Genomic DNA, 12,614 nt, shown 5'->3' with positions numbered 1-12,614 from the left:
CTGCGGGGCAGGCTCAGGCGGCATACTTGACCACGGAGCGGATGGACTTGCCCTCGTGCATCAGGTCGAAGGCTTCGTTGATGTCCTTGAGGCCCATGGTGTGCGTCACGAAGGGCGCCAGCTGGATCTTGCCGGCCATCGCGTCTTCCACCATGCCGGGCAGCTCGCTGCGGCCCTTGACGCCGCCAAACGCCGTGCCCAGCCACTTGCGGCCGGTGACGAGCTGGAAGGGGCGGGTGGAGATCTCCTGCCCCGCGCCCGCCACGCCGATGATGACGCTCTGGCCCCAGCCGCGGTGCGCGCATTCGAGCGCCGCGCGCATCACGTTCACGTTGCCGATGCACTCGAACGAATGGTCCACGCCCCAGGTGGTCATCTCGACGATGACCTGCTGGATCGGCTTGTCGAAGTCCTTGGGGTTGATGCAGTCGGTGGCGCCGAAGGTGCGGGCCAGGTCGAACTTGGAGGGGTTGGTGTCGATGGCGATGATGCGCCCGGCCTTGGCCAGCTTGGCGCCCTGGATCACCGCCAGTCCAATGCCGCCCAGGCCGAACACCGCCACCGTCTCGCCTTCCTGCACCTTGGCCGTGTTCTTCACCGCGCCCAGGCCGGTGGTCACGCCGCAGCCCAGCAGGCAGACCTGCTCGGGGTTGGCGTCGGGGTGGATCTTGGCGAGCGAGACCTCGGCCACCACCGTGTACTCGCTGAAGGTGCTGCAGCCCATGTAGTGGTAGATGGGCTGGCCGTTGTAGCTGAAGCGGGTTGTGCCGTCGGGCATCACGCCCTTGCCCTGCGTGGCGCGCACGGCCACGCACAGGTTGGTCTTGCCGCTCTTGCAGAACAGGCATTCGCCGCATTCCGCCGTGTACAGCGGGATCACGTGGTCGCCGGGCTTCACGCTGGTCACGCCTTCGCCCACCTCCACCACGATGCCCGCGCCTTCGTGGCCCAGGACCACGGGGAACAGGCCCTCGGGGTCGTCACCGCTCAGGGTGAAGGCGTCGGTGTGGCACACGCCGGTGTCGGTGATGCGGATGAGCACTTCGCCCTTTTTGGGCGGGGCGACGTCGATCTCGACGATCTGCAGGGGTTCTCCGGCCTTGAAGGCCACGGCGGCTTTGGATTTGAGGGTCATGGTGGGTCAACGGGTTGGTCGGGGAAGGGCGGCGGCGAGGCTCTTTGGCCGGCAGCGCGCAGGGGGACCGCATGACTGTAGGCCATGTGCAGGGCCTGGTGGAGCCCGTGGCCGCAGATCCTGGGGTTATGGCCGGATCCGACGGCATGGGCGGCAGCCGGACATTGCCTCCCGTATAGTCGGGCGCCTTTCATTTCCGCTCTGCCGACCGACCCCCATGGACCACCACCACGCCAACAGCCCGCACCGCGTCGATCTCGTGGTCTACCCCGGCTTCAAGGCGCTGGAGGCCGTGGGCCCCATGTCCGTGTTCGACTATGCCAACGTGCACCTGCGCCAGCATGGCCGGCCCGACGGCTACGCGGTGCGCGTGGTGGCCGCGCAGGCGGGCGCGGTGCCATCGGACACCTTGATGGCGCTGAACGCCACCCACACCCTGGCCGAACTGGAGCAGGGCGGCGCGGGTTGCACCGTGATCCTCGTGGGGTCGCGCAATATCGAGCAGGTGCTGGCGGCCTCTCCCGAACTCGTGGCCTGGGCGGCAAGCGTGGCCCCGCGCGTGGACCGCATGATCGCCCTGTGCTCGGGCAGCTTCTTCCTGGCCGCCGCCGGCCTGCTCGACGGCCGGCGCGCCGCGACGCACTGGAGCGTGGCGGCCCTGCTGCGCCAGCGCTATCCGGCCATCGAGGTGGACCCGGACGCCATCTACGTGCGCGACGGCCCCCTGTGGACTTCGGCCGGCGTCACCGCGGGCATCGACCTGGCCCTGGCGCTGGTGGAAGAGGATTTTGGCCACGCCCTGGCGCTGGAGGTGGCGCGCGACCTCGTCATGTACCTCAAGCGCCCCGGCGGGCAGTCGCAGTTCAGCGTGCAGCTGGCCAGCCAGGGCACGGGCCACCGCGACATCCAGGCGGTGCAGAACTGGGTGCTGGAGCATCTTGCGGAGCCCATGCCGCTGGCGGCCCTGGCGGCACGCGCGGCGATGAGCGAGCGGCATTTCCGGCGCGTGTTCACGCAGGAGACGGGGCAGACCCCCTCGGCCTTCGTGGAGTCCGCGCGGCTGGAAGGAGCGCGGCGCCTGCTCGAGTCGCAGGCCGGGTTGCCGCTCAAGACCGTGGCCGCGCGCATGGGCATGGGTTCGGAGCAGGCCTTGCGGCATCTGTTCGTGCGCCATCTGGGGATCACGCCGCTGGCGTACCGGGAGCGGTTCAGCAGGGCGGGCGGCTAGTGGCCGCCGGACGGGCAGCCCGGCCGTAGCACGCCCGCATCCGGCGTGGCCCACGCTTATGCAGCAGCCTGCGCCGTGCTGTGCGGCGGTGCCGCGAAAACCTCGCGCGCGGCGGCCAGCCCGTTGAGCGCCGCGGGAAAGCCGGCGTACACCGCCATCTGCATGATGACCTCGGCGATTTCCTCGCGCGTGACGCCCACGTTCAGCGCCGCCTGCAGGTGCACCTTGAGCTGCGGCGCGGCGTTGCCCATGGCGGTGAGCGCCGCGACGACGGCGATCTCGCGGCTTCTGAGGTCCAGGCCGGGGCGTGAATAGATGTCGCCGAAGGGAAACTCGATCAGGTAGCGGGCAAAGTCCGGTGCGATGCCGGCGAGGCTGTCGATGACCTGTTCGCCAGCCTCACCGTCGATTTCGCGGAGTTTGGCCAGCCCTTGTTCGTAGCGTGTGCGGTGGTGCATGGAGGGTACTTTCATCAGGGGCGGATGCGGTGTCCAGGGAAACCTCGACCGCCCGGTAGTGCGCGATCTTGGCCTGCAGCACCTGGGCCGACTGCTGCATCGCCGCGATGGCGGCCTGCACGTCGTTCAGGTGCGCTTGCAGCATCGCGCGCCGTTGCGGCACCGTGGCATCCCCTTCGCCGCGAAGCCTGGCGAAGGCCTGCATCTGCCCGATGGGCATGCGGGTCTCGCGCAGGCGCAGCAGGAACCCTATCCACTCCATGTCCGCTGCCGCATAGCGGCGCTGGCCGCCCGCCGCGCGGGCCACTGGTGCGATCAGCCCCGCGCGCTCGTAGTAGCGCAGGGTGTGCGCCGTCAAACCCGTGCGCCGTGCGACATCGTTGATGGTGAGGTGGGATTCCATGAAAGCGATCCTAAAAGTTCGAGTGCACTCCAAGTCAAGGGGCATCTTGCGCCGAGGTGCGCAGGAGGGGCCCGCGCGCCATGCGGCGGGGCGCAGGGCCTGGGGCCTGGGCCGGGAGGGGCGGCCCCGGCGCTTGCGCACAGGCAAAGAAAAAGCCCGCCAATGGCGGGCTTGGGGGTTGTCGCGGACTGGCGCCCCAGGGGGCGCCGCGCCGCCAGCCAGCCAGCCGTGGACGGCTGGCGCACGGCCGATCAGCGCTTGGACAGGGGCGGTACGTCGCGGCGTTCGGAGCCGGTGAACAGCTGGCGGGGGCGGCCGATCTTGTACTCGGGGTCGCCGATCATTTCGTTGAGCTGGGCGATCCAGCCCACGGTGCGGGCCAGCGCGAAGATGCCGGTGAACAGGTTCACGGGGATGCCGATCGCGCGCTGCACGATGCCGGAGTAGAAGTCCACGTTCGGGTAGAGCTTGCGCTGCACGAAGTAGTCGTCTTCCAGGGCGATCTTTTCCAGTTCCTTGGCCAGCTTGAACAGCGGGTCTTTTTCCAGGCCCAGCTCGGCCAGCACTTCATTGCAAGTCTCTTGCATGAGCTTGGCGCGCGGGTCGTAGTTCTTGTACACGCGGTGGCCAAAACCCATGAGCTTGACGCCGGAGTTCTTGTCCTTGACCTGCTTGATGAACTCGCCGATCTTTTCCACGCCGCCCTGGGCCTGGATGTCGTACAGCATGTTCAGCGCGGCTTCGTTGGCGCCGCCGTGGGCGGGGCCCCAGAGGCATGCCACGCCGGCGGCGATGGCCGCGAACGGGTTGGTGCCCGACGAGCCGCACAGGCGCACGGTCGAGGTCGAGGCGTTCTGCTCGTGGTCTGCGTGCAGGATGAAGATGCGGTCCAGCGCGCGTTCCAGCACGGGGTTGACCTTGTACTCTTCGCAGGGCGTGCCGAACATCATGCGCAGGAAGTTGCCTGCGTAGGAGAGGTTGTTCTGCGGGTACATGTAGGGCTGCCCCATGCCGTACTTGTAGGCCATGGCCACCAGCGTGGGCATCTTGGCGATCAGTCGGATGGCGGCGATCTCACGGTGCTGCGGATTGTTGATGTCCGTGCTGTCGTGGTAGAAGGCCGACAGGGCGCCCACCAGGCCGGTCAGCACCGCCATGGGGTGCGCGTCGCGGCGGAAGCCACGCAGGAAGAACTGCATCTGCTCGTTGACCATGGTGTGGTTGGTCACGCGGCTGGTGAAGTCGGTCTTCTGCGCTTCGTTGGGCAGGTCACCGTACAGCAGCAGGTGGCAGGTTTCCAGGAAGTCGCAGTTCTGGGCCAACTGCTCAATGGGGTAGCCGCGGTACAGCAGTTCGCCCTTGTCGCCATCGATGTACGTGATGGCCGACTGGGTCGCTGCCGTCGACAGGAAGCCCGGGTCATAGGTGAACATGCCCGTCTGCGCATACAGCTTGCGGATGTCGATGACATCCGGGCCGATGCTGCCCTGGTAGACCGGCAGGTCCACGCTGGGGCTGCCGTTGCTGAAGGACAGGGTGGCTTTGTTGTCAGCTAGCTTCATTGTTACTTTCCTTGGGTAGGTTGCCGATAATGATCCGGTCTTGGGGCATGCACCTTGGCCGCGTCAGGCGTGGAAAGCCGTCGTCGCGCCACCGCTTTGTCTCAGCATGCCGAGCACTTCGCGCGCTTCTTCTGTGTCTTGTTCGCCCTGCGGCTCGCGCCGCCGCAGCAGCAGGTCCAGCAGGTCGTTGTCCGCCAGGTCCATGAGCGCGCGCAGGCCCTGCGCATTGCGCTGGGTGAGCGTGGGCTCGTAGCGGGCAAAGAACTGTTCGATGAACAAGTCGTTTTCAAGCAGGCCGCGCCGGCAGCGCCAGTGCAGCTTGCTCAATTCGCGCTCGTCCAGCAGCGGCGAGCCCGCTGCTGGCGCGATGGATGGAGTGGACAGGATTTCCATGGACTGGCGTCTGGGAGGGGCGTTGCCAGGTCAGATGGCGCGGCGCACCATCAGTTCCTTGATCTTGCCGATGGCCTTCGTGGGGTTCAGGCCCTTGGGGCACACGTCCACGCAATTCATGATGGTGTGGCAGCGGAACAGGCGGTACGGGTCTTCCAGGTTGTCCAGGCGCTCGCCGGTCGCGTCGTCGCGGCTGTCGGCGATGAAGCGGTAGGCCTGCAGCAGGCCGGCGGGTCCCACGAACTTGTCGGGGTTCCACCAGAAGCTGGGGCAGCTCGTGGAGCAGCTGGCGCACAGGATGCACTCGTACAGGCCGTTGAGCTCTTCGCGCTCTTCAGGCGACTGCAGGCGCTCGCGGTCGGGGGCCAGTTCTTCGTTGATCAGGTAGGGCTTGATCGAGTTGTACTGCTTGAAGAACTGCGTCATGTCCACGATCAGGTCGCGGATCACGGGCAGGCCCGCCAAAGGCTTCAGGACGATGGTGCCCTTGAGCGTGTTCATGTTGGTCAGGCAGGCCAGGCCGTTCTTGCCGTTGATATTCATGGCATCCGAGCCGCAGACGCCTTCGCGGCACGAGCGGCGGAACGACAGGGAGGGATCCTGTTCCTTGAGCTTGACCAGTGCGTCCAGCAGCATGCGTTCGTGGCCGTCGAGTTCGATCTCGATGGTCTGCATGTAGGGCTTGGCGTCCTTGTCCGGGTCGTAGCGGTAGATTTGGAATGTGCGCTTTTGCATGTTTCTTCTCTCGTGGGGCTACTGTTTAGAACGTACGGACCTTGGGGGGCACGCTGTCCACCGTCAGGGGCTTGAGGTTGACCGGCTTGTAGTCGAGGCGGCTGCCTTCGCTGTACCACAGGGTGTGTTTCATCCACTCCTTGTCGTTGCGGCCCAGCGGGAACTCTGCGTGGTCGGCAGGGTGCTCGTAGTCGTACACGGTGTGGGCGCCACGGCATTCCTTGCGGGCCGCTGCCGAGACCATCGTGGCCTGCGCCACTTCGATCAGGTTGTCCACTTCCAGCGCTTCGATGCGCGCGGTGTTGAACACCTTGGACTTGTCCTTCAGGGTCACGCTGCCGACGCGGCTGCGGATCTCGGCGATCTTCTTGACGCCTTCGTCCATGCTGACCTGGGTGCGGAACACGCCGGCATGCTGCTGCATGGTGGCGCGGATGTCGCCCGCCAGGTTCTGCGCGTAGATGCCTTCGTTCGATTGGTCGAGCTGGTTCAGGCGCTCCAGCGTGCGGTCGGCCGCATCCTTGGGCAGGGGCTTGTGTTCCTTGTTCTTGTTGTTGAACTCGACGATGTGGCGGCCGGCGGCCTTGCCGAACACCAGCAGGTCCAGCAGCGAGTTGGTGCCCAGGCGGTTGGCGCCGTGCACCGACACGCAGGCGCATTCGCCCACGGCGTATAGGCCATTGACCACTTCGTTGTGGATGCCATTGGCCTGGCGCACCACCTGGCCGTTGATGTTGGTGGGCACGCCACCCATCTGGTAGTGGATGGTGGGCACCACGGGGATCGGCTCCTTGGTGATGTCCACGTTGGCGAAGTTGACGCCGATCTCGTACACCGATGGCAGGCGCTTGTGGATGGTGTCCGCGCCCAGGTGGTCGAGCTTGAGCAGCACGTAGTCCTTGTTGGGACCGCAGCCACGGCCTTCCTTGATTTCCTGGTCCATCGAGCGGGACACGAAGTCGCGCGGGGCCAGGTCCTTCAGGGTGGGCGCGTAGCGCTCCATGAAGCGTTCGCCATTGCTGTTGAGCAGGATGGCGCCTTCGCCGCGGCAGCCTTCGGTCAGCAGCACGCCGGCGCCGGCCACGCCGGTGGGGTGGAACTGCCAGAACTCCATGTCCTGCAGCGCGATGCCGGCGCGTGCCGCCATGCCCAGGCCGTCACCGGTGTTGATGAAGGCATTGGTCGAGGCTGCGAAGATGCGGCCCGCACCGCCGGTGGCCAGCAGCACGGTCTTGGCTTCCAGGATGTACAGGTCGCCGGTTTCCATTTCCAGGGCGGTCACGCCCACCACGTCGCCGTCGGCGTCGCGGATCAGGTCCAGGGCCATCCATTCGACGAAGAAATTGGTCTTGGCCTTCACGTTCTGCTGGTACAGCGTGTGCAGCATGGCGTGGCCGGTGCGGTCAGCGGCGGCGCAGGCGCGCTGCACGGGCTTTTCACCGTAGTTGGCCGTGTGGCCGCCGAAGGGGCGCTGGTAGATCGTGCCGTCGGGGTTGCGGTCGAATGGCATGCCGAAGTGTTCCAGCTCGTACACCACCTTGGGGGCTTCGCGGCACATGAACTCGATGGCGTCCTGGTCGCCCAGCCAGTCGGAGCCCTTGATGGTGTCGTAGAAGTGGTAGTGCCAGTTGTCCTCGGACATGTTGCCCAGCGAGGCGCTCACGCCGCCCTGTGCCGCCACGGTGTGCGAACGGGTGGGGAACACCTTGGACAGCGAGGCCACGTTCAGGCCTGCGCGGGAGAGTTCAAGCGCGGCACGCATGCCGGAGCCGCCTGCGCCGACGATGACGACGTCGAACTTGCGCTTGGTGATGTTAGCGTTGGTGTAGCTCATTATTTTTTGCCTTCAGTCGGGGGATTCAGAGACGCCACAGAACCTGGATACCCCAGCCAGCACAGCCGACCAGCCAGACGATGCTGAACACCTGCAGCGCCAGGCGCAGGCCCACGGGCTTGATGTAGTCCATCAGGACTTCACGCAGGCCGATCCAGGCGTGCCAGGCCAGCGCAATGATCACGGAGAAGGTCAGCACCTTCATCCACTGGGCCGAGAAGATGCCGGCCCACTTGTCGTAGCCGATGGGGCCCTTGGAGAAGATGACCTGGGCCAGCAGGGCCAGGGTGAACAGGGCCATCAGGACCGCCGTGACGCGCTGGCTGAGCCAGTCGCGCAGGCCATAGTGGGCGCCGACGACGACGCGCTTGGAACCGTAATTGACGGACATGGAGATTTCCTATCGTTTTCGGCGGGCACTGCCTGGCAGCAGCCACCGTTTCATGGGTTGATCGATCAGTACAGGCCGAAGAGCTTGGCGCCCAGCACCAGGGCCAGGGCGATGCTGATCGCGAGCACGGTCAGGGCCGAGGTCTTGCCGAATTCCTTGTTCACCGCGCTGTGGCTCACATCCATCCACAGGTGGCGCAGGCCGGCGGTGAAGTGGTGCAGGTACGACCAGATCAGCGCCAGCGCCACCAGCTTGATGAACCAGCCGGGCACGAAGCCGATGCCGATGCTGAACGCCGAAGTGAATTTGGCGAACGAGATTTCGGACGACACCGAGGTGTCGAACATCCAGATGATGAAAGGCAGCAGCAGGAACATGATCAGCCCGCTGCCGCGGTGCAGGATCGAAACCCACGCTGCAGGCGTCATGCGGTAGGTGGTCAGGTCCTTGAAGGCATTGATGTTGCGGAATTCAGGCCGTTTCTTGGCGAGTTCTGTCATGTTGTGTGCTTTCGTGGATGTAACTGCTTTGTAATTTGAAGATGCAAAGAACGCAAAATTCTATTGCAACGCAACAAGCATGGGTTTGTCGCAGGTGGAATGTTCGACGTTTCCGCTCAGGTGCCAGGGTGGTGTCAGCTCAGTTCGTTACGGTAGTGGTGGGTGTCGGTGAGGTAGAGGCCCCGCCGTAACTCCATGGGAACGTCGTTGTAGGTGTAGGCGATGCGCTCCACGCTCAGCAGCGGCGTGGCCTGCGGGATCTGCAGCATGGCCGCCTGGTCGGCGTCGGGCAGCACGGCGCGTATTTTCTCCTCGGCGCGCACCATGCGCACGCCAAAGTCGAGCTCGAACATCGCGTAGGTGGGCCCCTGGTAGCTGGCGAGCTGGTCAGTCGTCAGCCCTTTGAAAGCCTGGCCCGGCAGCCAGATGTCCTCCAGGATGGTGGGGACGCCCGCAAACGACAGGATCCGGCGGGCCTGGATCACCGGGTCGGCGCTGCGCAGGGCCAGCGCCCGCGCCACGTCCGCGCTGGCGCGCACGCGCCGGCAGTCCACCACCTGGCGCTGGGCGCGGCCTTCCACGCGGGCATCGCCCGTGTCGGGCATGAGCTTGAGGAAGCGGTATTGCACATGCTGCTCGGCATGGGTGGCCACGAAAGTGCCCTTGCCCTGGCGGCGCATCACGAGGTTTTCGGCCGCCAGCTCGTCGATGGCCTTGCGCACCGTGCCCTGGCTGACCCGAAAGCGCGCGGCCAGGTCCATCTCGCTCGGGATGGACTCGCCGGGCTTCCATTCACCCTGCTGAAGGCTTTGCAGGATGAGACCCTTGATCTGCTGGTACAGGGGGCTGAACGCGGGCGTGGCAGAGCCTGCGCCCGCCGAAGGCTGTGCAGGGGTGTCGGCGTTGAGCGGAAGCGAGGACATGGCGATCAGAAAAATGGCGCGCTGCGCACGGGGGGTGTGCGAGCTTGTTCCAGCCTTCAATCATATCTTATATAAGACATAAGACAAATTGACCGGGGTGCCCAATCGGCGGTACACTCCAAGGCTGTTTTGCGGGGCACGGGCTGCTGGTAACAGGCGCTGGTGCTTGCGTTGCACACACACCTGTTTTCCTCACTTCCCTGGAGTTTTCACCATGAGCAAGAAGCCTGTTCGCGTAGCCGTCACCGGTGCCGCTGGTCAAATCGGTTACGCACTGCTGTTCCGTATCGCCTCCGGCGAAATGCTGGGCAAGGACCAGCCGGTCATCCTGCAATTGCTCGAAGTCCCTGTCGAAGGTCCCCAGAAGGCGCTCAAGGGCGTGATGATGGAACTGGACGACTGCGCATTCCCGCTGCTGGTGGAAATGACCGCCCACAGCGACCCCATGACCGCCTTCAAGGACGCCGACTACGCCCTGCTGGTGGGTTCGCGCCCTCGCGGCCCCGGCATGGAGCGTGCCGAGCTGCTGGCCGTCAACGGCGCCATCTTCACGGCCCAGGGCAAGGCCTTGAACGCCGTGGCCTCGCGCAACGTGAAGGTGCTGGTCGTCGGCAACCCCGCCAACACCAACGCCTACATCGCCATGAAATCGGCACCTGACCTGCCGCGCAAGAACTTCACCGCCATGCTGCGCCTGGACCACAACCGCGCCGCCAGCCAGATCGCCGCCAAGACGGGCAAGGCCGTGGCCGACATCGAGAAGCTGACCGTCTGGGGCAACCACTCGCCCACGATGTACGCCGACTACCGTTTCGCCACCATCAACGGCGAAAGCGTCGCCAAGATGATCAACGACCAGGAATGGAACGCCAACACCTTCCTGCCCACCGTGGGCAAGCGCGGCGCCGCCATCATCGAAGCGCGCGGCCTGTCGTCGGCTGCCTCGGCCGCCAACGCCGCCATCGACCACATGCGCGACTGGGCCCTGGGCACCAACGGCAAGTGGGTCACCATGGGCATCCCCTCGGACGGCCAGTACGGCATCCCCAAGGACACCATGTTCGGCTTCCCCGTCACCTGCGAAAATGGCGAGTACAAGATCGTTGAAGGCCTGGAGATCGACGCCTTCTCGCAAGAACGCATCGACAAGACCCTGGCCGAACTGCAAGGCGAGCAGGACGGCGTGAAGCACCTGCTGTAAACCAGGGCCCACCATGCAGCCGACGCCACAGGCATCGGGCCTTCGGGCCGCCTCCGTCCCCGCGCAGGGGCAGGGCGCTGCGCTGCCCCATCCGCGCGATGTGTTGCTGGGCGCCCAGGCGCAGACCGGCTTCCTGCCGGTCTGCGACCACTACAGCGGCGTGGAAGCGCGCATGCGCAAGAGCCTGCAACTGCAGGCCGACCTGGCCCGGGAGTTCGGCACCTGCGTCTTCGACGTGACCCTCGATTGCGAGGACGGCGCTCCGATCGGCCTGGAGGCCGAACATGCCCGCCTGGTCGCCAGCCTCGCCCTGGGCGCTGCGGACGGGGCGCGCGTGGCGGCCCGGGTTCATGCGGTGGACCACCCGGCATTCGCCAACGATGTCGCCACGATTGCGGGCACGGCGGGCCACAGGCTCTGCCACATCATGGTGCCCAAGGTGGAGTCCGTGGACGATGTCCTGCGGGTGGAACGGGCGCTGGAGCAGGCATCCGCTGCCCAGGTGCCCATCCATGTCCTGATCGAGTCGCCCGCCGCGGTCCATCGCGCCTTCGAGATTGCCGCCCACCCGCGCGTGCAGAGTCTGAGCTTCGGGCTCATGGACTTTGTGTCCGCCCATGGAGGGGCGATCCCCGCGGCAGGCATGACCTCCTCGGGGCAGTTCTCGCACCCGCTTGTCGTGCGCGCCAAGCTGGAGATTGCCGCGGCCTGCCACGCGCACGGCAAGGTGCCGTCGCACTGCGTGGTGACCGAATTCACCGATACCACGGCCATGCAGGGCGCAGCCAGCCGGGCGGCGCGGGAGCTGGGCTACACCCGGATGTGGAGCATCCACCCGGCGCAGATACGTCCCATCCTGCAGGCATTTGCGCCGCAGCAGGATGACATCGAAATTGCTGCAAAAATAATAGCTACTGCCGCAGATTCCGACTGGGCTCCAATCAGTTTTGACGATACCTTGCATGACCGTGCCAGCTACCGTTTTTACTGGCAAGTCCTTGAGCGCGCCCACCGCACCGGGCGTGCGCTTCCTCCCGCCGTGCGCCATTGGTTTGACGCCCCGGCCTCCGTTCCGTCGTGAACATTCCTGACTGCTTCCCCGCAGGACCTTCCATGAAATCCTTCATCGCCTCCGCCCTCATGCTGCTGGCCCCAGCCTTCGTGATGGCGCAAACGCCGGCCAAGCCCGAGGCCAAGCCCGGGACCAAGGCCGCCGCGAAGCCGGCCGCCAAGTCCGAAGCGAAAACCGCCAAGACGGCGGACAAGGCCCCCGCCAAGAAGGCCACCGTGGCCAAGAGCGAGGCGACCAGCAGCCGCACGCAGCTCAAGAGCGCCACCAACCAGGTGGCCACCGGCATCATCGCCGCAGAGGCGGCCCTTTCCCCCGAGGAGCTGGCCATCGCCGACCGCGTGCACGTGGGCCGCATTCCCTGCGAGCTGGGCGCATTCGTCACGGTGACGGCCGACCCGGCCACGCCAGGGCACTTCCATGTGGAAGGCAAGGGCTTCAAGTACTTCATGTCGCCCGTGGCCACGACCACCGGCACGGTGCGCCTGGAAGACCAGAAGGGCGGCGCGGTCTGGCTGCAGATCGCCAACAAGTCCATGCTCATGAACCAGAAGCTCGGCCAGCGCCTGGCCGATGAGTGCATGAGCCCGCAGCAGCTGGTGGTGGCCGAGGCCATCAAGAAGAACCCGCCCGTGAGCGTGCTGGAACCCCTGAAATAAGCGCGGGCCTGGCAGGCCTTTGCAAAGAACGAACGACGAACACGATTGCGCGTGCAGGCGTGGCGGCCATGGGAGCCGCCTGCACCGCGCGCCGCCCCACTTTAGAACGCAACCGGAGAAAAA

Annotated in this window: 14 protein-coding genes; 4 read left to right on the top strand and 10 right to left on the bottom strand. The window is 65.8% G+C overall.

Annotation, left to right across the window (positions count from 1 at the left end; translation table 11 throughout):
• Positions 1–13: 13 nt before the first annotated feature.
• Positions 14–1,135: an S-(hydroxymethyl)glutathione dehydrogenase/class III alcohol dehydrogenase gene (locus tag AC1RCS_RS19595; protein WP_492245585.1), complete on the bottom strand. Its 1,122-nt coding sequence runs from the start codon at positions 1,133–1,135 to the stop codon at positions 14–16.
• A gap of 217 nt (positions 1,136–1,352) precedes the next feature.
• On the opposite strand from AC1RCS_RS19595, the gene AC1RCS_RS19590 reads away from it, so the two are divergent.
• Positions 1,353–2,363, top strand: a complete 1,011-nt coding sequence (locus AC1RCS_RS19590) for a GlxA family transcriptional regulator (RefSeq protein WP_218293928.1) — start codon at positions 1,353–1,355, stop codon at positions 2,361–2,363.
• A gap of 56 nt (positions 2,364–2,419) precedes the next feature.
• Here AC1RCS_RS19590 and AC1RCS_RS19585 read toward each other — a convergent pair whose 3' ends face one another.
• From AC1RCS_RS19585 to AC1RCS_RS19545, 9 genes are all read right to left on the bottom strand, one after another.
• Positions 2,420–2,821, bottom strand: coding sequence for a carboxymuconolactone decarboxylase family protein (locus AC1RCS_RS19585; protein WP_492245586.1), 402 nt, complete (start codon positions 2,819–2,821; stop codon positions 2,420–2,422).
• Positions 2,763–3,224: a MerR family transcriptional regulator gene (locus AC1RCS_RS19580; RefSeq protein WP_492245587.1), complete on the bottom strand. Its 462-nt coding sequence runs from the start codon at positions 3,222–3,224 to the stop codon at positions 2,763–2,765. Before AC1RCS_RS19580 ends, AC1RCS_RS19585 begins: the two co-directional genes overlap by 59 nt.
• A 251-nt stretch (positions 3,225–3,475) precedes the next feature.
• Positions 3,476–4,786, bottom strand: a complete 1,311-nt coding sequence (locus tag AC1RCS_RS19575) for a citrate synthase (protein ID WP_218293931.1) — start codon at positions 4,784–4,786, stop codon at positions 3,476–3,478.
• A gap of 63 nt (positions 4,787–4,849) precedes the next feature.
• Positions 4,850–5,179, bottom strand: a complete 330-nt coding sequence (locus AC1RCS_RS19570) for an FAD assembly factor SdhE (RefSeq protein ID WP_218293932.1) — start codon at positions 5,177–5,179, stop codon at positions 4,850–4,852.
• Between the two features lie 30 nt (positions 5,180–5,209).
• Positions 5,210–5,914 (bottom strand): succinate dehydrogenase iron-sulfur subunit, encoded by a 705-nt coding sequence (locus AC1RCS_RS19565; protein ID WP_218293933.1) that lies wholly within the window; start codon positions 5,912–5,914, stop codon positions 5,210–5,212.
• Positions 5,915–5,939: 25 nt separating this feature from the next.
• Positions 5,940–7,748, bottom strand: a complete 1,809-nt coding sequence (sdhA, locus tag AC1RCS_RS19560) for a succinate dehydrogenase flavoprotein subunit (RefSeq protein ID WP_218293934.1) — start codon at positions 7,746–7,748, stop codon at positions 5,940–5,942.
• Positions 7,749–7,773: 25 nt separating this feature from the next.
• Positions 7,774–8,139, bottom strand: a complete 366-nt coding sequence (gene sdhD / locus AC1RCS_RS19555; protein ID WP_124515511.1) for a succinate dehydrogenase, hydrophobic membrane anchor protein — start codon at positions 8,137–8,139, stop codon at positions 7,774–7,776.
• Between the two features lie 65 nt (positions 8,140–8,204).
• Positions 8,205–8,639 carry a succinate dehydrogenase, cytochrome b556 subunit gene (gene sdhC / locus AC1RCS_RS19550; RefSeq protein WP_218293935.1) on the bottom strand — a complete coding sequence of 145 codons (435 nt, stop codon included), beginning with the start codon at positions 8,637–8,639 and terminating at the stop codon, positions 8,205–8,207.
• 134 nt (positions 8,640–8,773) lie between these two features.
• A complete protein-coding gene (locus AC1RCS_RS19545) occupies positions 8,774–9,562 on the bottom strand; it encodes a GntR family transcriptional regulator (RefSeq protein WP_218293936.1) in 789 nt (262 codons plus the stop codon).
• A 214-nt stretch (positions 9,563–9,776) separates the two neighbouring features.
• Here AC1RCS_RS19545 and AC1RCS_RS19540 point away from each other — a divergent pair, with 214 nt between their 5' ends.
• From AC1RCS_RS19540 to AC1RCS_RS19530, 3 genes are read left to right on the top strand one after another with little or no spacing between them, the layout of a single operon-like run.
• Positions 9,777–10,763 carry a malate dehydrogenase gene (locus tag AC1RCS_RS19540; protein WP_218293937.1) on the top strand — a complete coding sequence of 329 codons (987 nt, stop codon included), beginning with the start codon at positions 9,777–9,779 and terminating at the stop codon, positions 10,761–10,763.
• Between the two features lie 13 nt (positions 10,764–10,776).
• Complete coding sequence (locus AC1RCS_RS19535) at positions 10,777–11,844, top strand: HpcH/HpaI aldolase/citrate lyase family protein (protein ID WP_492245588.1); 1,068 nt, start codon at positions 10,777–10,779, stop codon at positions 11,842–11,844.
• 32 nt (positions 11,845–11,876) lie between these two features.
• Entirely contained in the window at positions 11,877–12,491 is a 615-nt protein-coding gene (locus AC1RCS_RS19530) for a hypothetical protein (RefSeq protein WP_218293938.1), read from the top strand.
• Positions 12,492–12,614: the final 123 nt, after the last annotated feature.

This window comes from Acidovorax sp. GW823-FHT01C06 (assembly GCF_058798375.1).
The sequence above is the reverse complement of the archived record's forward strand: the minus strand, read 5'-3'. Positions and strand labels throughout refer to the sequence as shown.